Below are 25,534 nucleotides of genomic sequence, written 5' to 3'. Positions count from 1 at the left end.
GCAGGATGGACGGCCGCCCTACAGCGGGTCGACGAGCAGCCGGTAGTGCTCCCGGAATATTCGTCCGCCGCGTCCGCGCAGCAGCGGGTCGCGCAGCGCCGGCGGCACGTCCCGGGTGCGGTTGCGGTCCCGGGTCCGGTCCCGCACCCATCGGGTACGCGGGCGACGGCGACTCTCGTACGCCACCAGCGCTGCCTCGACGCTGCCGGCCGCCCGGAGCGACTCGGCGAGCACCACCGCGTCCTCCAGGGCCATCGCCGCGCCCTGACTCAGGGTCGGCGCGGTGGCGTGGGCGGCGTCGCCGACCAGCAGCACCCGGCCCCGGTACCAGCGGCCCAGCTCGACCTCGTCGGTGACGCCGACCTGCACGTCGCGCAGTGACTCCAGCACCGCCGGCACCGGGCCGCCGTAGTCGCCGAAGAGTTCGCCGAGCCGGGCCACCGGGTCGGCCGGGGCGACCGTGCCCGCCTCGTCGGCGTAGCAGTACAGCCGCCCGGCGCCGAGCGGTACGACCAGGAAGCCGGCGCGCTGCCCGAGCAGCGCCGTCCAGTCGGTGACGTCGGGGCCGTCGCGGACCACGCCGCGGTAGACGACCTGGCCGGCGGGGCGGGGCGGGCCGCCGAGCGCGGCCAGGGCGCGGACCGCCGAGCGCGGGCCGTCGGCGCCGATGACCAGGTCGTACTCGTCGCCGGTGCCGTCGGTGAAGGTGACCGCGACCCCGGCGGGCAGCAATTCCACCGTGCTGACCTCCGCGCCGTGCCGGACCGCACCGCCCGCGCCGCTGAGCAGCACCTGGTACAGGTCCCGGCGGGGCAGCGCCCGGCACTCGCCGACGCCGCCCCAGAGAGCGTCGAGATCCACCTCACAGAGCGGGTCGCCCGCGGCGTCCAGGAAGCGCTGGCGGTGGATCACCTGCCCGAGCCGGTGGACCGGGCCGTCCAGGTCGAGCCGGCGCAGCGCGCGGTCGGCGTTGCCGGGCAGGTAGAGACCGGTGTCGACGAGTTCGTTCGTCGGGAGCTTCTCGGTGACGTCCGGCCGGAAGCCTGCCATCCGCAGCGCCCGGGCCACGGCCAGGCCGGCGATGCCCGCGCCGACGACGAGGATGCGCAGGGGGGAGCCACCCATGGTGGTGTACGCCTCCGGAGGGGTTCGGCACGCGTTGGAGGCAAGACACTACTCCCCGCGTTCGACGCCCGGAAGGCCCTATCGGCCCTGTACGCACGATCCTCGGATCGTCGTGGTTATTCACGTACGGGATTCCCATCCCGCGCGGCCGACCAGCCCTCGTCCATGCCGCCGATAAACCCTGAACCCCCGGCTGAGCTGCGGCTTCACCCGGCCCATCCGGAGGCTGTTCGGCTTTCGCAGAACTTCCACACGGCTGAGCGCCGGCCCATCGGCGCGATTTCGCTGAACCGGTTCGGTTGCATCCCTGTTGCAGACATGTAAATGTATCGACTGAACTTGGGAGCGCTCCCGCCCGTATCCCCCGTCACGTCGGCACCCCCGCGCCGAAGTCCAAGGAGCATCATGAAACGTTCACTCCGGGCCATCGCGACAGCCGGCCTGCTGGCCGCCGGATCGCTGGTCGCCGTCGCGCTCGGCGGCAACGCCTCCGCCGACACCCAGATCTGCGAGCAGTTCGGCTCGACGGTCATCGGCAACCGGTACGTGGTGCAGAACAACCGCTGGGGCACCACCGCCCAACAGTGCATCAACGTCACCAGCACCGGCTTCAGCATCACCCGTCAGGACGGCTCGTCGCCGACCAACGGCGCGCCGGTGTCGTACCCGTCGATCTTCGCAGGCTGCCACTACACCAACTGCTCCCCCGGCACGAACATGCCCATCCAGGTGAAGTCGATCAGCAGCGCGCCGAGCAGCATCTCCTACAACTACGTCAGCGGCGCCAGCTACGACGCCGCGTACGACATCTGGCTCGACCCGACGCCGAAGAAGGACGGGGTCAACCAGATGGAGATCATGATCTGGTTCAACCGGCAGGGCTCGATCCAGCCGATCGGCTCGCCGGTGGGCAACACCACCCTCGCCGGCCGCAGCTGGGCGGTCTGGCGCGGCAGCAACGGCCAGAACAACGTCATCTCCTACCTGGCGCCGTCGCCGATCCAGAGCATGAGCTTCGACGTCATGGAGTTCATCAACGACACCCGCAACCGGGGTGCGATCACCAACGACTGGTACCTGAGCAGCATCCAGGCCGGCTTCGAGCCCTGGCAGGGCGGTGCCGGCCTGGCGGTGAACTCCTTCTCGCAGAGCGTCAACACCGGCGGCTCCACCACCCCGCCGACCACCCCGCCCGCGACCTCCTCGCCGACGCCGACGCCCACCTCGTCGCCGTCGACCACTCCCCCGCCCTCGGGTGCGGCCTGCACGGTGAAGTACACGCCGACCAGCGTGTGGAACAACGGCTTCACCGCCGATGTGGTGATCACCAACAAGGGTTCCGGGACGATCAACGGCTGGAACCTGACCTACAACCTGCCGTCCGGGCAGCAGGTCACCAACGCCTGGAACGCGACCGTGACGCAGAGCGGGTCCGCGGTCAGCGCGAAGAACGTCAGCTTCAACGGGACGTTGTCGCCGGGGGCGTCGACGAGCTTCGGGTACCAGGCGACGCTGAGCGGGGCGTACACGCCGCCGACCAGTTTCTCGCTCAACGGCGTGGCCTGCTCGCGTGTCTGACGACCACGCCAGAGGGAAGGGGCGCGACCAGCTCGGTCACGCCCCTTCCCCTCCAGGTCACTCAGCCGCCGAGGGCGTCGATGTCGCGCATCTCCTCCGCGGTCAGCGAGAAGCGCCAGATGTCGAAGTTGACGCGAATCCGCTCCGGGGTCACCGACTTGGGGATGACGACGATCTCGTGGTCGATGTGCCAGCGCAGCACCACCTGGGCCGGCGAGACGTCGTGCGCGGCCGCGATCCGGGTCAGCACCGGGTCGGCGAGGTCGCTGGTCTTGAACGGGCTGTAACCCTCCAGCACCACGCCCCGGTCCCGGTGCTCGACGTGCCGCTGCCGGTCGTAGAGCGACGGGCTCCAGCGGATCTGGTTCACCGCCGGGTTCTCCTCGGTCGCCTGGATCAGCTCGTCGATCTGGGAGGTGCTGTAGTTGCTCACCCCGACCGCACGGACCAGGTTCTCGTCCCGGGCGGCGAGCAGCTCCCGCCACATCGGGATGCTGTCCGCCGGTGACGACGGCGGCCAGTGGATCAGCCACAGGTCGACGTACTCCATGTCGAGGGCGCGCAGGCTCGCCTCGATCGTCTCCCGTTCCCGGCCCACCCGGTCCGGAGGCAGCTTGGTGGTGACGAAGAGGTCCTCCCGGCGCAGCCCGCTCTCCTGGACCGCCCGACCCACCTCCTTCTCGTTGCCGTACATGGTGGCGGTGTCGAGGTGGCGGTAGCCGGCGTCCAGGGCGGCCAGCACAGCGTCGTACCCGGCCTGGCCGGTGGCCTGCCAGGTGCCGAAGCCGAGCAGGGGCATCCGCACGTCGCCCGGGAGCGTGACGGTGGGCTGGTCGTGGTCCATACCGACCGTTCTACCCGTGATCGCCCACGACATGCCCCGGAACCGGGCAACCGGCGGAGGCAGGCGGATTGCCGGAGAATGCCGGTGTGGCTGACCGGCTGGAGGAGTACCGGCGCAAGCGGGACGCGGCCCGCACCCCGGAGCCCGTACCGCGGAAACCGCCGCGCGGGCGCCGCCGGGCCGGCGAGGCCCGGTTCGTGATCCAGCAGCACCACGCCCGCTCGCTGCACTGGGACCTGCGGCTGGAGCACGAGGGGGTGCTCGCCTCCTGGGCGGTGCCGCGCGGGCTACCCCGGGACACCGGCCGCAACCACCTCGCCGTGCACACCGAGGACCACCCGATGCAGTACCTCGACTTCCACGGCGAGATCCCGGCCGGCGAGTACGGCGGCGGCCGGATGACGATCCACGACCGGGGCACCTACGCCTGCGAGAAGTGGCAGGACGACGAGGTGGTCGTGGTGCTCGACGGGGAGCGGACCAGCGGCCGGTACATCCTCTTCGCCACCGGCGGCAAGGACGGCCGGGACTGGATGGTCCGGCGCACCGACCCACCCCCGCCCGGCTGGACGAGCATGCCGGAGCTGATCCGCCCGATGCGTCCCACCCCGGCCGCCCGGCTCCCCCGGGACCAGGCCGACTGGGGGTACGAGCTGCGCTGGGACGGCGTCCGCGCGATGGCGTACGTCTCCGGCGGCCGGCTGCGACTGCGCGACGCGGACGACGCCGACGTCACCGGGGCGTACCCGTGGCTGCGGGAGCTGGCCGAGGCGCTGGCGCCGACGGAGGCCGTGCTGGACGGCGTGCTGGTGCGGTTCGACGGCGCCGGCCGGGTCCGCCCGGCGCGCGCCGGGAAGGCCGCGCCGGACGCCCAGTTCCTGATCGTGGACCTGCTCTGGCTGGAGGGCGTGACCAGCGTCGACGTGCCGTACGCGCAGCGCCGTGAGCTGCTCGACGATCTGGCGCCCGCCGGGCCGCACTGGCAGACTCCGCCGTGGTTCCCAGGTACCGGCGCCGAGGCGCTGGAGACCGCCCGGCAGCAGGGCCTGCCCGGGGTGATCGCCAAGCGGTTGGACTCGGTCTACGAGCCGGGCCGGGCCAGCCGGCGGTGGCTGACCATCGACGTGAGCTGACGGCGAGGAGCGACGTGAACCTGACCCACCTGGAATGTCCGCGCTGCGGCCGCAAGCACGACGCCGGCCGGCTGACCAACCTCTGTGGGTGCGGCTCGCCGCTGCTGGCCCGCTACGACCTCGACGCGGTGGCCGCCACGGTCACCCCGGAGCAGTTCGGGCTGCGCCCGGCCGACCTGTGGCGCTACCGCGAGCTGCTGCCGGTGGCCGACGAGCGGCACGTCACCACGTTGGGCGAGGGCTGGACGCCGCTGCTGCGCGCCCCGGCGTACGGGCAGGAGATCGGCATCCCCGACCTGATCGTCAAGGACGAGGGCCTCATGCCGACCGGCTCGTTCAAGGCACGCGGCGCGGCGGTGGGCGTGAGCCGGGCCCGCGAGCTGGGCGTGCAGCGGATCGCCATGCCCACCAACGGCAACGCGGGGGCGGCCTGGGCGACGTACGCGGCCCGGGCCGGGATGGGCGCCACCATCGCCATGCCACTGGACGCGCCGACCATCTGCCGTCGGGAGTGCCTGGCCGCCGGGGCGGACCTGCGGCTGGTGGACGGGCTGATCAGCGACGCCGGGAAGTGGGTGGCGGAGCTGGTCGCCGGCTCGGACGGCGCGGTCTTCGACGCCGGCACGCTGCGCGAGCCGTACCGCCTCGAGGGCAAGAAGACCATGGGGTACGAGATCGTCGAGCAGCTCGGCTGGCAGGTGCCCGACGTGATCATCTATCCCACCGGCGGCGGGGTCGGGCTGATCGGCATCCACAAGGCAATGCACGAGCTGCGCGAGCTGGGCTGGATCGAGGACAAGCTGCCCCGGCTGGTGGCGGTGCAGTCCACCGGCTGCGCCCCGATCGTCCGGGCGTTCGCCGCCGGCGAGCCGCGGGCGACCCCGTGGCAGGACGCCGACACCGTGGCCTTCGGGATCACCGTGCCGTCCCCGCTCGGCGACGAGCTGATCCTGGACGCGCTGCGGGAGAGCAGTGGGACGGCGCTCGCGGTCGACGACGAGGAGATCCTGACCGACCTGCGGGACTTCGCCGCCCGGGAGGGGCTGCTGCTCTGCCCGGAGGGGGCGGCCTGCCTGACCGCCGCCCGGCAGCTGCGGGCCGGCGGGTGGATCCGGGCCGGCGAGCGGGTGGTGGTGCTGAACACCGGAGCGGGGCTGAAGTACCCGGAGACGGTGGACGTCTCCGGCGTACCGGTGATCTGAGGTTCGGCGCGGCCGGTCCGCGGGGCGCCGGTGGTGGTGTTGCCGGGTCCCGCCGGCCACTCAGTCCGTGGTGGGATCGGTCAACCGCCAGGCCGCGTTGATCAACCCGATGTGGGACAGCGCCTGCGGGGTGTTGCCCAACTGGACGCCGCTGCCCAGGTCGATCTGCTCGGCGAAGAGCCCCACGTCGTTGGCGTACCCGAGCACCTTCTCGAACAGGCGCCGGGCGCGCTCCCGCTCCCCGGCCAGCACCAGACACTCCACCAGCCAGAACGAGCAGAGCACGAAGCCGGCCGGGTCGGTGTTCCAGCGGCGCACCAGGCCCTCGTCGGTGCCCAGCTCCCGCTCCACCACCTCGATGGTCGACCGCATCAGGGGATCGGTCGCCGGCAGGAAGTGCACCACCGGCAGGAAGAGCGCCGAGGCGTCCAGCTCCGCCGACCCGAAGGCCCCGGTGAACGCGCCGATCCGCTCGTTCCAGCCCTCCCGCAGCACGGTCTCGCGGATCTCGTCCCGGATCGCCGCCCAGCGCGGCACGTCGGCCCGCTCCCCGAGCCGGGGCGCCAGCTGCACCGCCCGGTTCAGCGCCACCCAGCAGAGCACCTTGGACGACAGGTAGTGCCGCTCGGTGTCCCGGGTCTCCCACATCCCCCGGTCCGGCTGCCGCCACGTCGCGGCCACCTGCTCGGCCAGCCCGACCACCATTTCCCGGAGCTCCTCGGCGAAGGTGTCGCCCAGGTAGTCGTGCAGCCGCCAGACCGCCGAGATCACCTCCCCGGGCACGTCGAGCTGCCGCTGCCGCCAGGCGTCGTTGCCGATCCGCACCGGCCGGCTGTCGGCGTACCCGCGCAGGTGGACGCACTCGTGCTCGGAGAGGTCGCGCTCCCCCTCCAGCCCGAACAGCACCGGCACCGGCTGGTCGCCGATCCGCCCGATCGACCGGGCCGCCCAGGCGAAGAGCCGGTCGGCCTCGTCGGGGCAGGCCGCCACCCAGAGCGCGCGCATGGTCATCGAGAAGTCGCGCAGCCAGAAGTAGCGGTAGTCGTAGTTGGGGTCCCCGCCCATCCGCTCCGGCAGCGAGGTGGTCAGCGCCGCGGCGACCGCGCCGCTGCGCGCGTACGTCAGGCCGGTGAGGACGGTCGCACTGTGCCGGACCTGGGCGGCGAATTCGCCGTCGTACCGGTGGCTCTCCCGGTACGCCTCCCAGGCCTGCACGGTCTCGGCGATGGCGACGAGCGGGTCCATCCGGGCCGGCGGGGCGCCGTAGGCGGGCGCGTACGCCAGGTCGAAGCCGACCCGCTCCCCGGCGTCCACCTCGAACTCGTGCCGGACCCGGTCACGCCCGGCCCGCAGGGCCAACCCGGTGCTGCGCAGGGTCAGCGTGACCGGGCCGGCCGCCGCCAGCACCGCCCCGTCCGGCTGCTCGTGCAGGTACGGCGTGAGCAGGCCGTACTCGGGGCGCGGCGCGAAGTCCAGACCGACCCGGACCCGCCCGCTCAGCCCCTCCACCACCCGCAGCAGCACCGCCGGCGAGTTCATGCCCAACTCGTGCCCCCGGGCGCCCAGCTCGGCGGCGAGCGCGTCGGTGACCGCGACGCTCCCCTCGGGAGTGTGGTGGACGGTGCGCAGCACCAGCGTGTCCGGCAGGTACGACCGCTCGACCCGGGCCGGGCCCAGCGGGGCGAGCCGCCAGTGGCCGGCGTCCGGGTCGAGCAGCCGGCCGAAGACCGACGGCGCGTCGAAGCGGTCCGGGCACCACCAGTCGATCCCGCCGTCCCGCCCGACCAGCGCGCCGGAGCGGCTGTCGGAGAGGAACGCGTAGTCGGAGATCGCCGGCTGGTCCACCGGCGCCGGGTACCCGGCGCGACCCGGATCAGACCGGGCCGCTCCCGGGTCAGGACGTCGGGGGCTCGTCCTCGCCGGCCGCCTCCGCCGCGTCGGCCTCCTCCTTGGTGCGGTGCACCACCTGGTCGGCGTGCTCCGGCGGCCCGTAGACGGTGTAGAGCACCAGCGGGTTCGGCCCGGTGTTGACGAAGTTGTGCTTCGTCCCCGCGGGCACGACCACCAGGTCGCCCTGGGCGACCTCCTTCTTCTCGCCCGCGACCCGTGCCTCACCGGTGCCGCTGACGAAGGTCAGGATCTGGTCGATGCCCTCGTGGACCTCCTCACCGATCTCGCCGCCCGGCGGAATGGTCATGATCACCAGTTGGGTCTTCTCACCGGTCCAGAGCACCCGGCGGAAGTCCGGACTCTTCTGGGCCACGGTCGCGATCGTGAAATGCTCCATGGCGCGCTCATACCCGCCGTGGACCCGGATCACGCCGGGACTGGCAGATGGTGGAATTCCCCACCGGGTGGAGGTTTGGTCCCGGTGGTAACGGGGATCGGGTACTCCAACCGGCGCGACAACGCCGGTTGAGCCAGGTCCCCGCTGGCGTACCGCCGGATGGCTGCGGTGGTGGGAGACGGCCGGAGCGCGGCGACGTGACGACCCCTGGGTCGGGCGGCGCCGTGCGCTCGTCTCCGGGTACGGTCGGGCCCCTCAGGGCCAGTACCGCCAGGTGGAACGGCCGGTCCGCGACGTCGACCCCGGCCAATGCCGACCAGGCCCCGACCGGCGGGTGGGAGCGGGACGAATCGGCTCCCCAGCACCGATTGCGTGCCGTGGGGGCCGTTGGACCCTGTGACGGTGACGAATGTCTGGCTAGATTGAAGTATGGTGCCCACCCACGGGGGTCGGGTGGCGGGACCGGTCTACCGCCCCATCCTCGCCTGCCGTCGGGGCGAGCTGGAGGCGCTGGGTCACCTCGACAGTGCCACGGCCCCGTTGCTCGCTCCGGTGCTCGACCTCGCAGTCGTCGACGCCGGCGTGGTCGACCTGCTGGGCCGGCTGCCGGCCGGGCTGCTGCCGGCCGTGGACGTTTCCGCCCTGCCCGACGCGACCGAGACCGAGCTGGCCCGGTGGGGCGTACCGGTGGTGCCGGTGATCGGGCTGGCCGACAGCGACGAGCGGCTGGTGGCACACGGGACGGCGGCGCGGGCGTACGCCGGGCGGGCGGTCGTCCGGCTGCGGGCCGGCCAGGACCGGGCGGGTCCGCACGCGACCACCACGGCGGTGGAGCGGATCTGGCGGTACGCCCGGCTGGTTCCGGAGCAGTGCGACCTGATCGTCGACGCCGCGGACGTGTGCTGCCCGGCGGACCTGCGGGTCGCCGAGCCCCGGCTGCGGCGGCTGGTGGACTGGGCGCGCCGGCACAGCTGGCGCACGGTCACCGTGGCCGCCGGTGGGATGCCACCGGCGGTGTCCCGGCTCCCCACCGACGAGCCGGTACGCCTGGACCGCTGGGACTGGCTGCTCTGGCGACGCCTGGCGGAGCTGGGCGTCGGGTACGGCGACTACGGCGTCGCCCCGGCCGTGCCCGGTGGTGATCCGCCGGGCGACCGGCTGCCCACCGTGCGGTACACGGCCGACGGCGCCTGGTGGGTCTATCGCTGGTCGCGGCGGGGCGGCCGGGGCGACGAGCGCTTCGCCGACCTGTGCCGCACGCTGGTCGCCGCGCCGTACTGGCCGTCGGACGGGGCGGGCTTCTCCTGGGGCGACCACGAGCTGCTGCGCCGGGCCCGACGGGCGGCCGGCGTCGGCTCCCCGACGAACTGGACGGCGTGGAGCACCTCCCACCACCTGGCGTACGTGCTGGGAACGCTGAGGCGTACGGCGCACGACCCGGGGCGCGGGTCGTGGCCGGAGGGCCCCGAGCGCGGGCGACCCGCGCGGCCGCACCGGGGCGGCGAGACCCGGCGGGCCGGCTGAGTCACTCCTTCTCGGTGAAGCCGAACTGCACCACGCCCTCGTCGTCGACGACCGCGTCGACGGAGGTGTCATTGAGCAGCTCCGCCGCGTCGGGGTCGAGGAAGATGCGCGCGCCCTGGGCGTCGACCACCTGGTCGCCCTGCGTCGGCTCGGGCACCAGTTCGATGGTGAGCGAACCAGCGTCGGTGTCGGCCGCGATGCGCAGCCCGCCGTCCTCGGCGACGTCCTGCTGGACGGCGAGGTCGCGGATCACGAGCACGGCGTTGTCGGTCATGGTGAGCATGGCGGAACTCCTCGTGGATTTCTCGGGATCGGGACGTCGCGCTCATGTCGGCGGCGCGCGCCTGACAGCGAATCGGTCATCGCCGGGCGAATCCGGGCGCCTGGTACCGCCCTCATCACCCACGGTGCCCCCTGTCGGGGCGTCCGTCAAATAGAGCGGGATCTGTCGACACCGGCGGGCGCCTTCGCCGTTTCCGCTTCTCAGCGTCGTGACCGTCCATACGCTGGAGGCGTGGACGATGCCGCTCGGCACCCCGGGTGGCCCGTGGTGCCGCTGGTGCCGACGGGCTCCGCTGTGGTCGTCGGTCCTGGCCAGACCGCAGCTTGCGGAAAAAACCTTCGCTCCAGAGTCTTGCCTGGCGGAAATCTCCATGGCAGCGTCGACGCATGCATCGTCGTCTCTTTTCCCGGACGGTCGCGCTGGTCACGCTGGTCGCCACCGCGGCCGCCGCCGGCGCGCTCCCCGCCACCGCCGAGTCGCCGACCCCGGCCGCGACCCGGCTGCACGCCACCATCGACGCGATCCTCGCCGACGCCCGGCTCGACGGGGCGCAGGCCGGCGTGGTCGTCATGGACACCGCCACCGGAGAAACCCTCTACGACCGCAACGGCGACCGCCGCCTGGTGCCCGCCTCCAACACCAAGCTGCTCACCTCGACCGCCGCGCTGGAACTGCTCGGCCCGGGCCACCGGTTCACCACCGACGTGCACACCGGCGGCACCCGCCGGGCCGGCCTGGTCTCCGGTGACCTCTACCTGCGTGGCGGCGGTGACCCGACGATGCTCGCCGCCGACTACGACACGCTCGCCGCCCAGGTCGCCGCGGACGGCGTACGGGTGGTGACCGGCAACCTGGTCGCCGACGACACCCGGTACGACCGCACCCGCCTCGGTCCGGACTGGACCTGGGACGACGAGTCGTACTACTACGCCGCACAGGTCTCCGCGCTGACCGTGGCGCCGGACACCGACTACGACGCCGGCAACGTGATCGTGCACGCCGCCCCGGCCAGCACCGCGGGCGCGCCGCCGGTGGTCACCATGACCCCGCCCAACGGTTACGTCCGGATCGACAACCGGGCCGAGACGGTCGCCGAGGGCAGGACCACCATCTCCTTCGAACGGGAGCACGGCGGCAACACCGTCGTGGTCACCGGGCAGATCGCGGTCGGCGACGAGCCGTCCAGCGACTGGATGACCGTCTGGGAGCCGGCCGGGTACGCCGCCGACATCTTCCGTGCCGCGCTGCGCCGGCACGGGGTCCGGGTGCTGGGCCGTACGGTGCTCGGCGAGGCGACCCCGGAGGGCGCCGCCACGGTGGCCCGGCACGACTCGATGACCCTCGCCGAGCTGATGGTGCCGTTCCTCAAGCTCTCCAACAACGGCCACGCCGAAGTGCTGACCAAGGAGATCGGCCGCGTCATCTCCGGCTCCGGCACCTGGACGGCCGGGCTCACCGCGATCAGCCAGTACGTCGCGAACGCCGGGATGGACACCGGCCGGCTGCGCCAGCGCGACGGCTCCGGTCTGTCCCGGCGCAACCTGATCCCGCCGGGCGAGTTCACCGCCCTGCTCGCCGCGGTCCGCCAGGAACCCTGGTTCGACACCTGGTACGCGGCCCTGCCCATCGCCGGCAACGCCGAGCGCTTCGTCGGCGGGACGCTGCGCAGCCGGATGCGCGGCACCCCGGCGGCGAACAACGTGCACGCCAAGACCGGCAGCCTGACCGGGGTGTCCGGGCTCTCCGGCTACGTCACCGACGCCGACGGCCGGGTGCTGGCCTTCTCCATCGTGCTCAACAACTACCTGGCCTCCTCGGTGAAGGGGTTGGAGGACCAGATTGCGATCGCGCTGGCCTCGTACACCGAGAAGAGCGTGACCACCGCGCGGCTGGCGCCGCCGGCCGCGCCGGAGACGCCGCGCGTCCCGGAGGGCGTCGAGTGCTCCTGGGTGAAGCCGATCGTCTGCTGAGACCGCGCCGGCCTCCGCGTCCCCCCGTGGGACGCGGGGGCCGGCGCGTCCGGTCAGCCGATGGCCTGGCGCAGCCGGGCGGCGGTGCGGCCGGCGTCGTAGTCCGGCCCGACCCCTTGGACGATCAGCGTCGAACCCTCGATGTGCCGGGTCCGCAGGGGCAGGATCTCCTGGTACGCCGAGGAGGCGTACCAGGCGCGGGCGCTCTCCACGTCGGGGAACTCGACGATCACCACGGTGCCGGGCCACTCCCCCTCGATGACCTCGACCTCGGCCCCGTGCACCCGGAACCGTCCCTGGTACGGGTCCAACGTGGACTGGATCCGCTCGATGTACTCCAGCACGTCCTCGTTGATCTGCGGGGTACGCAGGTGGGCGAGCGCGAAGGCGGGCACGGGTCCTCCCCTGTGGTCGGCCGGCCCGTCGCCTGCGGGCCGCTGGGGACGAGTCTGCGCCGGCCGCCGACGCGCGTCGATTACCTGCCGGGTAGGGGTCAGACCCGTTCCAGCACCACCACCGGGATCTCCCGGTCGGTCTTGGTCTGGTACTCGTCGTACGCCGGCCAGGCGGCGATCATCGTCTGCCACATCCGGGGCTTCTCCTCCGGCCCGGCGGTACGGGCGCGGGCGGTGAACCTCTCCGCGCCCACCTGCACCTCGACCTCGGGGTCGGCGAGCAGGTTGAGATACCAGGCGGGGTGCTGCGGCGCACCGCCCTGCGAGGCGACCACCAGGTAGTCGTTGCCGTCCCGGCCGTAGATCAGCGCGGTCCGGCGCAGCTTGCCGCTCTTGCGGCCCCGGGTGGTGAGCAGCAGCGTGAAGACGCCGGGACGCCACTCGTGCCCCTCGGCGCCGTCGGTTTCGACGTACCGGCGGATGTGGTCGGCCACCCAACCCTCGGGGCTGTCCAGCACCTGCTCGCTCGTCGACATCCGCCTACCTCCCGCGATCGTGGGGCACCGTCGCGCCCACGCTACTCCGGCGGGGTGTCGGCGACCGGGCGAACTGTCAGCGCAGCGCGGCCGCGGAGAGGTCGACGTTGCCGCAGCCGCCGAAGGTCTCCTCCACCGTCCAGTTGACCAGCAGCTTCGTCCCCGGCTGGGCGCGGAACCGGATGACGAACCGGGCGGTGTGGGTGGTGTGCGGGTCCTCCAGTCGCAGGCTGCGGGTCGGCCCGCCGGTGGAGAGCCGGACGTCCAGCCGGCCGCGGGCCATCCAGACGCCGGTGAAGAGGTCAACCGTGCGGTCCTGCCCGCTGCCGGCGACCGAGAGGGCGAAGCCGTTGCCCACGCCGCAGACGTGCACGCCGGTGGCCGTCCCCTCGACCGTCTCGTCCGGGGTGCCGTCGTGCCAGCGGAAGAACTCGGGGTTGGTGTCGTAGCTGCCGCGCTCGCCCCGGCCGCCCTCGTCCCGGATCTCGCCGGTGCCGCCCCCCTTGCGGACCACCTGGTCGGTGCCGCGCAGTCCCCAGTGCACCCAGTCCCGGCCGCCGAGCCCGGTCAGGTCGACCACGGCCGGCACGTCGGCGGCGCCGACGTCGAGGGTCGGGATGGTCGGCGTGGGGCTGGGTGTCGCCGACGGCGAGGCGGGCGACGGGGTGGCGGTGGGCGAGGGTGTGCGCTCCCGGGGCCGCAGCCCCGGTGAGGCGAAGCCCGCCTCGGTCGGCTGGCCCACCCCGGTCACCGCGGTCGGTGTCGACACGGGCGTGGGCAGGGCGGCCGGCAGCACGTCCGCGTCGGGCGGCGGGGCCTGCGGGCCGGACCCGACGTACGCCGCCAGCCCGACCAGGCAGCCCAGGGCGGCGGCCCCGCCCAGGGCCCAGCGCCGCCGCTGCCGCGAGCGGGCCACCCGGCGCGCCGTGCGGCGGCTCGGACCCGGCCCGATCCGCACGATCCCGTCGTCCGTCACGATGTCACTCCCCCGCTCTACGCCGGGACCGCGCGGGGAGTCGGGGGCGCGGCGTGAGCGGCTTCACGTTTCCATCGTGCGACGGGATGCGCCATATGCGAGCGGGTGGGCGTTTCCAGTTCGTTACCAAGCGGTAGTGATGGAATGTTTCCGTTCAGTTAGGTCAGCCGAGCTCGAAGCCGAGCGCCTGGGCCAGCACGACGGCCTGCTCGGCGTCGATCCGCGCACCCGCCCGCTCGACGGTCGTCGGGTCCAGCGCGGTCAGGTCACTGCCCCGCAGGTCGGCCCGGGTCAGCCGGACCGCGTGCAGCTGGGCCCCGGAGAGGTCGACCCGGGTCACCGTGGCGCCGGTCAGGTTCGCGCCGGTCAGGTCCGTCTCGCGCATCCGCACGTCGGTGAAGCTCACTCCGCGCAGGTCGGCGCCGGGGAGCGCGACGAAGGACCAGTCGCCGCCGTCGACCCGCAGGGGTCGCAACTCGCACTGGGCGAAGGTGCTGCCGACCAGTTTGCAGCCGGTGAACTCGGCCTCGAAGAAGTTGCACCGCTTGAACACGCAGCGGGTGAAGGCCGAGTCGACGTGCCGGGACGCGTTGAACCGCACCGTGCCGAAGGTGCACCCGGTGAAGGAGGCACCCCGGCTGGTCGCCTCGGTGAGGTCCACGTCGTGGAAGACGCAGTTCACGAAGTGCCGGTCGACCAGCTCCTCCGCGTACCAGTCGTCGTGGCGGAACGTGACGTCCTCGATGGTCTCCGGCATCGGCCCACACTATGTGGCCCCACCGACGGTGGCCGACCACCCTTCCGCCCTGGCGTACCGGCTAGTAGGTTCGGCGGCGTGAGCGTGGCACGCAGCACCGACCCGGACCTGATCGGCTTCGACCCCGCCCGGCTGGCGCGGATCGACGCACACTTCGGCCGTTACGTCGACGACGGACGGCTGGCCGGCTGGCAGGTCGTGGTTACCCGGCGCGGCGAGATCGCGCACTCCTCGACGTACGGGCTGCGCGACGTCGAGGCCGGCGCACCGGTGGAGCAGGACACGCTCTGGCGCATCTACTCGATGACCAAGCCGATCACCACCGTCGCGGCGATGATGCTCTGGGAGGAGGGCCGGTTCGAGCTGACCGACCCGATCAGCCGCTGGCTGCCGGAGTACGCCGACGTGCGGGTCTTCGACAAGGGCTCGGCCCTCAAGCCGTACACGGTGCCGGCGGTCGAGCCGATCCGGGTCTGGCACCTGCTCACCCACACCTCCGGCCTGACGTACGGCTTCGCGCAGACCTCGGTGGTCGACGCGCTCTACCGGGCCGCCGGCTACGACCTCGGCGTACCCCCGGGGTTGGACCTGGCGGGCGCCTCCGCCGGGCTGGCGAAGCTGCCGCTGCTGTTCCAGCCCGGCACCGGCTGGAACTACGGCGTCTCCACCGACGTGCTGGGCCGGCTGGTCGAGGTGGTCTCCGGGCAGAGCCTCGACGAGTTCTTCACCGAGCGGATCTTCACCCCGCTGGGGATGACCGACACCCGCTGGTGGGTCGACGAGCCGGACGCCAAGCGGCTGGCCGCCCTCTACACCCCGCACCCGGCCACCGGCCAGGCGGTTCGCGCCGACCGGATCGGGGCCGCCGCGCTGGCCCGACCGGGCTGGTTCTCCGGCGGCGGCGGGCTGGTCTCCACGGCGGCCGACTACCACCTGTTCACCCAGCTGCTGCTGCGCGGCGGCGAGCTGGGCGGCGTCCGCCTGCTCTCCCCCCGCACGGTGCGCTTCATGACCCGCAACCACCTGCCCGGCGGCGGCGACCTGGCCTCGTTCCACCCGGAGGGGTTCGCCGAGACCGTGCTCGACGGCATCGGCTTCGGCCTGGGCTTCGCCGTCGTGCAGGACCCGGTGCCGGCCCGGGTGCCGAGCAGCGTCGGCGAGTTCTACTGGGGCGGGCTGGCTTCCACCGCCTTCTGGGTGGACCCGGTGGAGGAGGTCACCGCACTGCTGTTCACCCAGCTCATGCCGTCGAGCACCTATCCGCTCCGCTCCCAGCTGCGGCAGCTGGTCTACTCGGCCCTGATCGACTGAGCCGTTCCGGCGACGGGCGGCGCGGCCGGTCCATAGCCTGGACGGCATGAGCGAGCGCAGCGAGCGAACCGTCAGGCTCAGCGCGGTGGTGCCTCATGGCGGCACGGAGCGCAGCGGAGTGCCGGCATGAGCAACGTGGTGGTGTACGGCGCCGGCGGCACCGCGGGCGCGCGGATCGTCGCCGAGGCGGCCGGTCGGGGGCACCGGGTCACCGCGGCGGTCCGCCGCCCGGAGTCGGTCACCTGGCTGCCCACCGGGGTGAAGGTGGTGACCGGGGACGCGACGTCGGCGCAGAGCGTACGGGAGCTGGCCCCGGAAACCGACGTGATCGTGGTGGCGATCGGCGGCGGCGAGCGGGCGCTCTGGCGGGACGCGGCGGAGAACCTGGTGACCGTGCTGCGGGACCTGCCGAACCCACCCCGGATCATCCACGTGGGCGGCGGCGCCACCCTGCTGACGTCGAAGGACACCCGGTTCCTGGACGAGCCGGAGTTCCCCGACGAGTACCGGGACTCGGCGCTGGGCCAGGCCGACGCGCTGGCCCTCTACCGCTCCTCGGCCGACGGGGTGACCTGGACGTACCTCTCGCCGCCGCCGGTGGAGTTCCACCCGGGCGAGCGCACGGGCAGCTACCGCACGGGCACCGAGCACCCGGTCGCCGACGACCAGGGGCGCTCGGTGCTGACCTACGAGGACCTGGCCGTGGCGATCGTGGACGAGATCGAGGACCCGCGCTTCGAGAACATGCGCTTCACCGCGGCGTACTGAGGGTCAGTCCGCCAGCCGGGCCGGGAAGCCGCCGGTGGCGATCGGGCCCCACCGCTCGACGGTGACCCGGATCAACGACTTGCCCTGCCGGGTCATCGCCTCCCGGTACTCGTCCCAGTCGGGGTGCTCGCCGGAGATGCTGCGGAAGTACTCCACCAGCGGCTCCAACGCCGCCGGCAGGTCGAGCACCTCGGCGGTGCCGTCGACCTGCACCCAGGGACCGTTCCAGTCGTCGGAGAGCACGCAGGCGGAGACCCGTGGATCGCGCCGGATGTTGGCCACCTTGGCCCGCTCCGGGTAGGTGGAGATCACCAGTCGGCCCGCCGCGTCGACGCCGCAGGAGACCGGTGAGGTCTGCGGGCGACCGTCGGCCCGGGTGGTGATGAGCAGGACCTTGTGCCGGGGCCGGATGAAGTCGATCAGGGCGTCCCGGTCGACCCGGGTGTTGCTCGCGATGCTGCGTGCCATGCCACGGTTCTACCAGGCCGTCGGGCCGCCGCCGGACGGTGGGCCGCGGCGGCGCTCACCGGGCCGCCCGGCCCGCGACCCGGCCGGCGTCGGTCTGGGCGGGGACCCGGGGCCGGGCGGTCGGCCGCCAGGCGCGGCCGTTGGCGTAGATCACCCGGAAGCCGAGGTACGCCGCCAGCGGCGCCCAGTGCGCCGAGCCCATGCGCAGCTCGGCGGCGTTGTGACGCTGGCCGTTGGCGAGCACGTCGAGCAGCACGGTTTCGAAGGCGGCCGATTCGACCCAGTCGACTTCGCGGGTGAAACCGCAGATCAGGGCCGCTCCGGTCACGTCGAGGAAGTGGCGCAGCGCGGCGTCCGGGGCGCGCAGCACCGAGCAGCTGCCGAAATAGAGCCGGCGGCCCTCACAGCGGCCGGCCATCCGTTCGGCCACGTCGGCGAGTTCCACCGAATCCCAGTCGGTGAGGCAGAGCCGGCTCGGTTCGCCGTGCATGGCGAAGAACCCGACGCGGTAGTCGGCGTACTGCTTGAGCAGCCAGCGGTCGAGGAAGTAGAAGAGCTCGTCACGGGTCGCGGCGTCCTTGTGGATGAACCGGATCCGACCGAGCCGTTCGAGGAGTTCCAGCGTGGGCAGCACCGAGCCGCGCTCGTTGAGATCCCGGTGCCACTGCCCCTCGACGCAGAAGACGCCACCACGCGCCACGTCCACCTCCCCCGTACCCGCGCCGACGTTACCGGTACGGGACGGCCGAGCGACACACCCCGGGGCCCTGGCCAGCCCTTTGTCGCCATTTCACGAATTCCGTGCCCGACTGCGGGCCGACGTTCTTCCTGTCACGGATGGGCGTCTCGCAATTCGCCCTAATTCACAGGCGATGCCCAGCCACCGTCAATCGCGAGGACAATTCTCTTTTATCGTCACCAACCCGTCCCGAAGGTGTCAGGGTGGAAACCGCGGGACGTCCCGGTCGATGTCCCGGTCCCACCCCAATCGCTCTCCTATCGGGAGGACTTCTGTGCGCGTACATACCCTGAAACGGGCACTCGTCGCGTTCGCCCTGGCACTGCCCGGGGCCGCGATCGCGACGGTGGTCGCCGCACCAGCGGCCCACGCCGACGGCTGCTACACCTGGCAGCGCAACCTCTACCAGGGGCGCTCCGGGGCGGACGTCCGCCAGTTGCAGATCCGGGTCGCCGGCTGGGCCGGCACCGGCGGGATCGTCCGGATCGACGGGGTCTACGGACCGGAGACCGCCGCCGCCGTACGCCGGTTCCAGGCCGCATACGGGCTCAGCGGCGACGGCGTCGCCGGGCCGCAGACGTTCAACAAGCTCTACCAGCTCCAGGACAACGACTGCACGCCGGCGCACTTCAACTACGGCGAGCTGGACGGCGGCTGCGGCCAGGGCGGGTGGAGCGGGGGCCCGCTCACGGCGAGCCAGACGAAGGCCAACGCGGTACGCACCATGTGGAAGCTGGAGGCGCTCCGGCGCGGGCTGGGCGACCGGCCGCTCTACGTCAACAGCGGCTTCCGCAGCTCGGCCTGCAACCGGCAGGTCGGCGGCGCGTCGGACAGCCAGCACCTCTACGGCACCGCCGCGGACGTGACCTCCCCGTCGCGGTCGCTGTGCCAGATCGCCGGCAGCGCGCGCAGCCACGGGTTCAGCGGCATCTACGGCCCGGGCTACCCCGGCCACGACGACCACGTGCACGTGGACTCCCGGCGGGAGAACAACAACGACCGCACGGCGAACCGGACCAGCTGGTCCGCCCCGGACTGCGGGGTGGCCTCCGGCGGGTGAACCGGGGAGCGTCGGTGCCGGCCCGGCCCGGGGAGGGGAATCCCGGGGCCGGGCCGACCTCGTGGCACCCGGGCGACGCCGGCGGTCGTACCTCCGCTCAGCTCGCCCGGGGCCAGCGCGGCACGGTGGCGGGGGGCGCCACCGGCCGTCCGGGACCGCCGGGCCGGATGGCGGGCCGGATCCCCGGTGCGGCGGCCCGGCCGGTCTGGCCGCGGGTCGGATAGACGGTGGGCCGGTCGGTCCGCGCCGGGGCAGCGGCGCTGGTGTACGTGAAGGGGAACGGCACGTGCACGAACGGGTTGCCGTGCCGGACCAGCGCGTCGATCTGGCGCTCGTTGAGCCCGTGCGTCTCGAGCACCCGCCGGCCCCAGCGGTGCAGCCGGCACGGGTACGTCGCGCCGTCGTTGCGGCACAGCGGCCCGTTGGGCCACTCCTCGGCGGCGTGCACCACCACCGCCCGGACCGCGAGCCGGACGTCCTCGGGCGTCAACGGCGCCGGCACCGGCACCTCGCCAAGAATCTGATCGATGGGATCCGTCGACTGCTCACCAACTCGCACGGTAGGCCTCCCGCAGCTCGGCAGCGTCAGCGGCGGAATCGCCGCAGCGCATCCTCAGGCATTGGTACGGACCGTGACCGGCAGAAGTTCAATCCCGCCAGGCGGTGAGCAGCTCCTCCGGCCCCACGACCCGCACACCGTCCACGGCGGTGCCGCTGCGGGACACCACGACCAGGTCGGTGCGCTCGTCGGTGCCGGGCAGCAACGCGCGGTGCACGGCGAGCCGCCCCAGGTCGTGGGCGCCGAACGGCCGACTCTCCAACCACTTCACCGACCCGACGAAGGTGATCCGGCGGGCGACCGGGGATCGGTCGGCGCCGACCAGGTCGATCTCCGGATCATTGGTACGCGTCCAGTAGCCGCCGACGACGTTCGTGTCGGCGGGCAGGTCGCCGGCGGGCAGCCGACGCAGCGACTCCCGCACCACCGGCTCGACCGCCCGTCCCCGCCAGGACGTCCACGACGTCATGATCCGGGCCAGGGTGAGGTCGCCCCGCCCCCGCTCGATCTCGGGCAGGTGGGGGCCGAGGAACGACAGCCAGAACCGCAGGTAGGGGTCGGCGACCGTGTAGCGCGTCTCGCGGGACGGCCGGGTGGAGAGCGGGGTGGCCACCTCGACGATGCGCTTGGCGACCAGCAGCCGCAGCGCACGATTGAGGGAGGCCTGTGGCAGATCGCCGGCGGCCCGCGCGACGAGGGTGAAGGTCCGCTCCCCGGAGCCGATGGCCCGCAGCACCAGCCCGGCCTGGGACTGCGGGGGAAACTCGGCCGCGAGCGCCCGTTCCGCGCTGACCAGCAGGGCCGAGGTCGGGTCGGTGACGGCGTCGGCGAGGTAGTCGGGCACCGACGCGCCGGTGGGCCACTCGTCGAGGACCAACGGCAGACCACCCGAGACCAGGTAGGCGTCGAACGCGTCGGCGGCGGAGACGCCCAGCATGTCCCGCACGTCGGCCGGGCTGAGCGGCGGAATCACCATCTCGGTGGCCCGCTGGTGGAACGGTCGGCCGTAGTCGTTCAGCGCCTCCATCATGGCCAGGTCGGAGCCGACGCAGACGAGCAGCACCGGCAGCCGGGACAGCTCCCGGTCGAACACCTTCTGCAGGGTGCCCTCGAAGCCGGGATCGGTGGCGATCAGGTACGGCAGCTCGTCGAGGACGACCACGCTGGGCCGGTCGGTCGGCAGCGCGCCGGCGAGCAGGGTGAGGGCGGCGTCCCAGGTCGCCGGGCGTTGGCCGGCGAAGAGGTGGGCGCCAGGCAGGTCCGAGCCGGCGGCCGCCTCGACGAAGAGGGCGAGGTCGGCGGCGACCGTGGGCTGCGCGGACGCGGTGAAAAACAGATGTGGCACCCCCGCCCGCGCGACGAACTCCTCCACCAGCCGGGACTTGCCGACCCGCCGCCGTCCGCGCATCAAGAGGGCGCGCCCGGGTCGCCCGGCCCGGCCACCCCGTCTCACCTTGCTCAGCATGCCGTCGAGGCTGGCCAGCTCTCGGGCACGGCCGACGAATCCGTCCACGCGCTCACCGCCGATACTTTCATTCGCGATACAACCAGAAATGATTGTACCCCTCGCTTGAGCGTCCAGGACCCGGACGATCCGCTTCCCGGGGAGGAAACCGGTGCCGGGCGGTAGCGTGAGGAGAAGAGTCCACTCGCCGGGGAGCGTGCCGATGACCGAGCAGCAGCCGTACCGGGTGGTGGACCGGCACCCCGGTTTCGAGCTGCGCCGGTATCCGGCCCACCTGGTCGCCGAGCTGCGGGTCGCCGGGGACCTGGTCGGGGCGGGCAACGCCGCGTTCCGGCCGCTGGCCGCGTACATTTCCGGCGCCAACCGGTCCCGACGTCGGGTGAACATGACCGCGCCGGTGGTCCAGGAGCCGGCCCGGCCGGAGAAGATCGCGATGACCGCGCCGGTCGTGCAGGAAGAGGCCGACCAGATCGACTGCTGGCTGGTCCGCTTCGTGCTGCCGGCGGAGCTCACCGCGGCCACCGCGCCCGAGCCGGAGGACCCACGGATCACCGTCCGGGAGATTCCCGATCAGCTCGCCGCGGCGATGCGCTTCTCCGGCCGGTGGACCGAGAGGTCGTTCGGCGAGCGGGCCACCGCGCTGGGCCGGGCGGTCACCGCCGTCGGCCTGCAACCGACCGGCGCGATCCGGTACGCCCGCTTCGACCCACCCTGGAAGCCCTGGTTCCTGCGCCACAACGAGGTGGTGCTCCCGGTCGTCGAGTGACCGGCCGAGGAGAAGGGGGTCCTCGATGAGCGGGATGTTCCGCCGGAAACCTGTCGAGGCCATCGAGGACGAGACCGAGGAGGGGCTGTCCCGCTCGCTCGGGCTGTGGCAGCTCACCGCGATCGGCGTGGGCGGCATCATCGGCGCCGGCATCTTCGCCCTGGCCGGGGCGGTGGCCAACGAGACGGCCGGGCCGGCCGTACTGGTGTCGTTCCTCATCGCCGGTTTGGCCAGCGCGGCCGCCGCGCTGTCGTACGCCGAGTTCGCCGGCATGATCCCGAAGGCCGGCTCGGCCTACACCTACGGCTACGCGGTGCTCGGCGAGGCGGTGGGCTGGTTCATCGGCTGGGACCTGCTGCTGGAGTACACCGCGATCGTCGCGGTGGTGGCCATCGGTATCTCCGGCTACTTCAGCTTCCTCGTCGGCGAGCTCGGCGCGGAGCTGCCGGCCTGGATGCTCGGCGCCCCCGGCACCGGCGACGGGCACGTGGTCGACCTCTTCGCCGTGGTGCTCTGCCTGCTCATCGCGTTCCTGCTGACGCTGGGCATCAAAACCGCGGCCCGGTTCGAGACGTTCGTGGTCGGGCTGAAGGTGGCGGTGGTGCTGCTGGTCATCGTGGTCGGCTTCTTCCACGTGAAGACGGCGAACTACTCGCCGTTCTTCCCGTTCGGCCTCAGCGGGGCGTTCACCGGCGCGGCCACCGTCTTCTTCGCCGTCTTCGGGTACGACGCGATGAGCACCGCCGCCGAGGAGTCGAAGGACGCCCGCCGGCACATGCCCAAGGCGATCATCTGGTCGCTGGTCATCTCGATGGTGCTGTACGTGCTGGCCACCCTGGTCCTCACCGGCATGCAGAACTACCGGGAGATCGACCCGGAGAGCGGCTTCTCCTCCGCGTTCGCCTCGGTGGGGCTCTCCGGGCTGGCCAGCGTGATCGCGGTCGGCGCGATCATCGGGATCCTGACGGTGATGTTCACCTTCATGCTCGGGGTGACCCGGGTCTGGTTCTCGATGAGCCGGGACGGCCTGCTGCCGGCCTGGTTCGCGAAGGTCCACCCGGTGCGGCGGGTGCCGACCCGGGTCACCTGGATCGTCGGAGCGGGCTCGGCGCTGATCGCCGGCTTCCTGCCGATCCGGCAGGCGGCGGAGCTGACCAACATCGGCATCCTGCTGGCCTTCGTGGTGGTCTGCATCGCGGTGATCGTGCTGCGCTACCGCCACCCCGAGACGCCTCGCACGTTCCGGCTGCCCGGCATGCCGGTGGTGCCGGCGCTGGGCGCGGTCTTCTCGGTCTGGCTGATCACCTACCTCGACCGGGTGACCTGGCTGCGGTTCGCGGTCTGGTTCGTGATCGGCGCGGCGATCTACGCGCTCTACGGCTACCGGCGCTCGGCGCTGGCCGACCGCGGCGGGCGCCGGTCCTGAGGCGTACGGGCGGTGGGCCCGCGCCGACGTGCGGCGCGGGCCCACCCGGTGGTGGTACGACCTACTTCTTGTTGCCGGTGTTCGTCACCCGGAACGTGTAGTCCGCGTCCAGGTAGGTGAGGTCACCGGTCGGCAGGTTGGAGATCAGGACGGCGAAGTCGTCCTGGTTGCCGTTGGCACACTTCGTGTTGAAGCCGCTGCGGGCGAACTGGTCCCCGGTGAACCGGTAGACCCAGTTGCCCGCACCGTCGGTGGTCTCCCCCGCCGAGGTGGTGCCCGGCGTCAGGTCGCAGTGGGCCACGATCTGCACGGTCCAGTTGTTGTCCTGCACACCGTCGGTAAGGAACCAGTCCCCGGCCGGGGAGGAGAGCGTCGCGGCGGCGCCGTTGACCCGGACGTCGTCCACGAACCAGCCGGTGTCCAGGTACGCGGCGTCGGTGGAGTACCGGAACCGCACGTCCGTCGTGTTGGTCGGCAGGACCGCGGTGAGGTGCACGTACTCCGGGTCGTCCACGAAGTACTCGCCGCCCGAGGTGCCGGTCAGGCCGTTGCCCTCGGTGTTGTTGCCGTGCGGGTCCTCGTTGGTCGTGACGACCTGTCCGGCGTCGTTGCGCAGCGGCACGGTGACCCAGTTGCCGCCGACCTGGGCCTCGACGAAGCCGTAGTCCCAGCCCTCCTCGATGAAGTTCCAGCTCCAGAAGTCCAGCGAGGTGACCGGGGCGGCGGTGTCGACGTTGAGGATGTTGTCGGACTGGCTCTCGTAGCCGGCGTACCAGTGGTCGGGGGCGCTGTGCGGGGCGATGACGGTCTGCGCGTCGCCGGCGAAGGTCAGCGCGACGGTCGGGCCGGGGTTGCGGAACCGCTCGACCGACATGCCGAACGGCACCGCGGTGGTGTCCGGCCGGTTCTTCAGCCGGGCCCACTTGGCGTCCGGGGTGGCGCCGTTGTAGCTGCCCCGGCCGCCCCAGAACACGTCGTCGGCGATGTCGATGGTCCACGACGTGTCGGCCGGGTTGCCGAAGTCGAAGGCCTTGATGTCGTAGATCGGCGAGTCCTCGTCGTCCAGGTAGACCGCCACCGACCAGTCGCGGAACAGGTCCGCCGCGCTGCGCAGGTCCGGGCCGGGCAGCGCGTTGAAGTCGTCGATGGCGTTCTGCACACCGGTCATGCCGTCGGCCTGCTCCTCGAAGATCATCTTGATCAGCAGGTCACCGGCCCTACCGTCGTACTGCTTGTCCGGCGTGTAGGTGCCGTCGCCGTTGCCGCCGGCCTGCTCCCACAGGTACTGGAAGTAGGTGAACGCGGCGCCGTAGTTGGCCAGGCTGCCGCCCCAGCGGGTCAGCGACGTCTCCTCGTAGAAGACCTGGTGATTGCTGAGGTGGGAGCCGCCGGCGTCCAGGCCGTTGAGGAAGATGGCGAAGTCGGCCAGCCCCTCGTCGACCCAGGAGAGCTCGCCCGGGTCGCTGTAGTTGTGCAGCAGGTGCTCCAGCTCGTGGGCGACCGTGCCCTCGTACAGCTCGGGGCGGTCGTTGGCCGGGTTGGCGTCGCGCCACGGCGACGTGTTCGGGCCGACCCGGTTGGCCCAGTCGAGGGCGTCGACCACGATCACGTTCATGCCGTTGGTCTCGATGAAGTCGGGCGCGAAGTACCCGGCGGTGTACGAGTTGACCGCGCAGTCGTAGTACGCGTCGTCCTGGATGTTGTAGAGCACCATCACCAGCGAGTCGCTGGCCGGCTCGTCCGGGTCGGCGGCGTCCATCGGGCCGAAGTGTTCCTCGTCCACCGCGACGATCTGGTTCGCCAGCTTGTCGCCGACGTAGTTGATCTGCGCCTGGGTGAGCGTGAACTGCGCCGCCGTGGCGGTGGCGCACGGGGTGAACTCGTCGGCCGGGTTGTGGTCGAACTGCGGGTCGAGGCTGGCCACGCCGGTCGGCGCGGTGCCGTTGAGCGGGGTGCCGACCGGGACGTAGATGTAGACCGGGGTGCCGTCGGGGGTGGTGTTGGCGTACACCCGGGTGAAGTCCTGCTGGTACGTGCCGCCGGCTGCGCTGTCGTTGATCGGCAGCGTGATGGTCGGTTCGCCGGGAAGGTTCTCGTGGTCGTTGGCGCTCGCCGGGGCCGAGGCCGTGAAGGCGAGCGCGGTCACGCTCGCCACCATGGCCGCGATCCGACTCGGTCGTCTCATTCGCACGCGGATGCCTCCTGAAGGAGGGCGGTGATCAGCTCCGGCCACCGCCGTCGGTGTAACACTCTCGCGCCCTGGACACTGCGGCCATACGGTCGCTGATCAGGGGAATGTTGCCTTCAGGCAACCACTTGCGACAGTGGATGCGAACCCCCTGCCGGGTCACAGGTTTGTCAC

Annotated in this window: 24 protein-coding genes; 10 read left to right on the top strand and 14 right to left on the bottom strand. The window is 72.3% G+C overall.

Going from position 1 to position 25,534, the window contains the following annotated elements:
- Positions 1 to 18: 18 nt before the first annotated feature.
- A complete protein-coding gene (locus tag AC5RWQ_RS18980) occupies positions 19 to 1,125 on the bottom strand; it encodes an FAD-dependent monooxygenase (RefSeq protein ID WP_494284042.1) in 1,107 nt (368 codons plus the stop codon).
- Between the two features lie 405 nt (positions 1,126 to 1,530).
- On the opposite strand from AC5RWQ_RS18980, the gene AC5RWQ_RS18975 reads away from it, so the two are divergent.
- The gene (locus AC5RWQ_RS18975) at positions 1,531 to 2,703 is read left to right on the top strand and encodes a glycoside hydrolase family 12 protein (RefSeq protein ID WP_494284041.1); all 1,173 of its coding nucleotides are present in this window, start codon (positions 1,531 to 1,533) and stop codon (positions 2,701 to 2,703) included.
- Between the two features lie 61 nt (positions 2,704 to 2,764).
- Here AC5RWQ_RS18975 and AC5RWQ_RS18970 read toward each other — a convergent pair whose 3' ends face one another.
- Positions 2,765 to 3,547, bottom strand: a complete 783-nt coding sequence (locus tag AC5RWQ_RS18970) for an aldo/keto reductase (RefSeq protein WP_494284040.1) — start codon at positions 3,545 to 3,547, stop codon at positions 2,765 to 2,767.
- 86 nt (positions 3,548 to 3,633) lie between these two features.
- Here AC5RWQ_RS18970 and AC5RWQ_RS18965 point away from each other — a divergent pair, with 86 nt between their 5' ends.
- Both AC5RWQ_RS18965 and AC5RWQ_RS18960 read left to right on the top strand, forming a co-directional pair.
- A complete protein-coding gene (locus AC5RWQ_RS18965) occupies positions 3,634 to 4,680 on the top strand; it encodes a DNA polymerase ligase N-terminal domain-containing protein (RefSeq protein WP_494284039.1) in 1,047 nt (348 codons plus the stop codon).
- Between the two features lie 14 nt (positions 4,681 to 4,694).
- Positions 4,695 to 5,882 carry a threonine synthase gene (locus tag AC5RWQ_RS18960; protein ID WP_494284038.1) on the top strand — a complete coding sequence of 396 codons (1,188 nt, stop codon included), beginning with the start codon at positions 4,695 to 4,697 and terminating at the stop codon, positions 5,880 to 5,882.
- Positions 5,883 to 5,942: 60 nt separating this feature from the next.
- Here the strand turns inward: AC5RWQ_RS18960 and AC5RWQ_RS18955 are convergent, their stop codons facing one another.
- Together AC5RWQ_RS18955 and AC5RWQ_RS18950 are read right to left on the bottom strand one after the other, a co-directional pair.
- Positions 5,943 to 7,727, bottom strand: coding sequence for a glycoside hydrolase family 15 protein (locus tag AC5RWQ_RS18955; RefSeq protein WP_494284037.1), 1,785 nt, complete (start codon positions 7,725 to 7,727; stop codon positions 5,943 to 5,945).
- A gap of 49 nt (positions 7,728 to 7,776) precedes the next feature.
- A complete protein-coding gene (locus AC5RWQ_RS18950; protein WP_334487962.1) occupies positions 7,777 to 8,169 on the bottom strand; it encodes a cupin domain-containing protein in 393 nt (130 codons plus the stop codon).
- A gap of 429 nt (positions 8,170 to 8,598) precedes the next feature.
- On the opposite strand from AC5RWQ_RS18950, the gene AC5RWQ_RS18945 reads away from it, so the two are divergent.
- Entirely contained in the window at positions 8,599 to 9,693 is a 1,095-nt protein-coding gene (locus tag AC5RWQ_RS18945) for a beta family protein (RefSeq protein WP_494284036.1), read from the top strand.
- A gap of 1 nt (position 9,694) precedes the next feature.
- Here AC5RWQ_RS18945 and AC5RWQ_RS18940 read toward each other — a convergent pair whose 3' ends face one another.
- Positions 9,695 to 9,976, bottom strand: coding sequence for a HesB/IscA family protein (locus tag AC5RWQ_RS18940; RefSeq protein WP_334487967.1), 282 nt, complete (start codon positions 9,974 to 9,976; stop codon positions 9,695 to 9,697).
- 386 nt (positions 9,977 to 10,362) lie between these two features.
- Between AC5RWQ_RS18940 and dacB the strand changes: the two genes are divergently transcribed.
- Positions 10,363 to 11,946 (top strand): D-alanyl-D-alanine carboxypeptidase/D-alanyl-D-alanine endopeptidase, encoded by a 1,584-nt coding sequence (dacB, locus tag AC5RWQ_RS18935; protein ID WP_494284035.1) that lies wholly within the window; start codon positions 10,363 to 10,365, stop codon positions 11,944 to 11,946.
- Positions 11,947 to 11,999: 53 nt separating this feature from the next.
- On the opposite strand, the gene AC5RWQ_RS18930 is transcribed toward dacB, so the two are convergent.
- The 4 genes from AC5RWQ_RS18930 to AC5RWQ_RS18915 all read right to left on the bottom strand — a co-directional run bounded on the left by AC5RWQ_RS18930 (position 12,000) and on the right by AC5RWQ_RS18915 (position 14,610).
- Entirely contained in the window at positions 12,000 to 12,341 is a 342-nt protein-coding gene (locus AC5RWQ_RS18930) for a DUF1330 domain-containing protein (RefSeq protein ID WP_494284034.1), read from the bottom strand.
- Positions 12,342 to 12,439: 98 nt separating this feature from the next.
- A complete protein-coding gene (locus AC5RWQ_RS18925; protein WP_494284033.1) occupies positions 12,440 to 12,877 on the bottom strand; it encodes a nitroreductase family deazaflavin-dependent oxidoreductase in 438 nt (145 codons plus the stop codon).
- A gap of 76 nt (positions 12,878 to 12,953) precedes the next feature.
- On the bottom strand, positions 12,954 to 13,853 hold the full coding sequence (locus tag AC5RWQ_RS18920) for a hypothetical protein (RefSeq protein WP_494284032.1): 900 nt from the start codon (positions 13,851 to 13,853) through the stop codon (positions 12,954 to 12,956).
- A gap of 163 nt (positions 13,854 to 14,016) precedes the next feature.
- Positions 14,017 to 14,610 carry a pentapeptide repeat-containing protein gene (locus tag AC5RWQ_RS18915; protein ID WP_494284031.1) on the bottom strand — a complete coding sequence of 198 codons (594 nt, stop codon included), beginning with the start codon at positions 14,608 to 14,610 and terminating at the stop codon, positions 14,017 to 14,019.
- Between the two features lie 78 nt (positions 14,611 to 14,688).
- Here AC5RWQ_RS18915 and AC5RWQ_RS18910 point away from each other — a divergent pair, with 78 nt between their 5' ends.
- Both AC5RWQ_RS18910 and AC5RWQ_RS18905 read left to right on the top strand, forming a co-directional pair.
- Positions 14,689 to 15,921, top strand: a complete 1,233-nt coding sequence (locus AC5RWQ_RS18910) for a serine hydrolase domain-containing protein (RefSeq protein ID WP_494284030.1) — start codon at positions 14,689 to 14,691, stop codon at positions 15,919 to 15,921.
- A 126-nt stretch (positions 15,922 to 16,047) separates the two neighbouring features.
- Entirely contained in the window at positions 16,048 to 16,689 is a 642-nt protein-coding gene (locus AC5RWQ_RS18905) for an NAD(P)-dependent oxidoreductase (protein ID WP_494284029.1), read from the top strand.
- A 3-nt stretch (positions 16,690 to 16,692) separates the two neighbouring features.
- Here the strand turns inward: AC5RWQ_RS18905 and AC5RWQ_RS18900 are convergent, their stop codons facing one another.
- A complete protein-coding gene (locus tag AC5RWQ_RS18900; RefSeq protein ID WP_494284028.1) occupies positions 16,693 to 17,157 on the bottom strand; it encodes a PPOX class F420-dependent oxidoreductase in 465 nt (154 codons plus the stop codon).
- A 55-nt stretch (positions 17,158 to 17,212) separates the two neighbouring features.
- Positions 17,213 to 17,857, bottom strand: a complete 645-nt coding sequence (locus tag AC5RWQ_RS18895) for a DUF6642 family protein (protein ID WP_494284027.1) — start codon at positions 17,855 to 17,857, stop codon at positions 17,213 to 17,215.
- A gap of 313 nt (positions 17,858 to 18,170) precedes the next feature.
- On the opposite strand from AC5RWQ_RS18895, the gene AC5RWQ_RS18890 reads away from it, so the two are divergent.
- Complete coding sequence (locus tag AC5RWQ_RS18890; protein ID WP_494284026.1) at positions 18,171 to 18,956, top strand: D-Ala-D-Ala carboxypeptidase family metallohydrolase; 786 nt, start codon at positions 18,171 to 18,173, stop codon at positions 18,954 to 18,956.
- Positions 18,957 to 19,053: 97 nt separating this feature from the next.
- Here AC5RWQ_RS18890 and AC5RWQ_RS18885 read toward each other — a convergent pair whose 3' ends face one another.
- Positions 19,054 to 19,515: a hypothetical protein gene (locus AC5RWQ_RS18885; protein WP_494284025.1), complete on the bottom strand. Its 462-nt coding sequence runs from the start codon at positions 19,513 to 19,515 to the stop codon at positions 19,054 to 19,056.
- A gap of 88 nt (positions 19,516 to 19,603) precedes the next feature.
- Positions 19,604 to 21,028: an ATP-binding protein gene (locus AC5RWQ_RS18880; RefSeq protein ID WP_494284024.1), complete on the bottom strand. Its 1,425-nt coding sequence runs from the start codon at positions 21,026 to 21,028 to the stop codon at positions 19,604 to 19,606.
- Between the two features lie 154 nt (positions 21,029 to 21,182).
- On the opposite strand from AC5RWQ_RS18880, the gene AC5RWQ_RS18875 reads away from it, so the two are divergent.
- Both AC5RWQ_RS18875 and AC5RWQ_RS18870 read left to right on the top strand, forming a co-directional pair.
- Positions 21,183 to 21,746, top strand: a complete 564-nt coding sequence (locus AC5RWQ_RS18875; RefSeq protein WP_494284023.1) for an SOUL family heme-binding protein — start codon at positions 21,183 to 21,185, stop codon at positions 21,744 to 21,746.
- A 25-nt stretch (positions 21,747 to 21,771) separates the two neighbouring features.
- Complete coding sequence (locus tag AC5RWQ_RS18870) at positions 21,772 to 23,172, top strand: amino acid permease (RefSeq protein ID WP_494284022.1); 1,401 nt, start codon at positions 21,772 to 21,774, stop codon at positions 23,170 to 23,172.
- Between the two features lie 61 nt (positions 23,173 to 23,233).
- On the opposite strand, the gene AC5RWQ_RS18865 is transcribed toward AC5RWQ_RS18870, so the two are convergent.
- Entirely contained in the window at positions 23,234 to 25,330 is a 2,097-nt protein-coding gene (locus AC5RWQ_RS18865; RefSeq protein WP_494284021.1) for a hypothetical protein, read from the bottom strand.
- Positions 25,331 to 25,534 lie beyond the last annotated feature (204 nt).

The organism is Micromonospora sp. BS32 (assembly GCF_059089345.1).
Note: the sequence above shows the minus strand (reverse complement) of the source record. Positions and strands in the feature narration are given on the sequence as shown.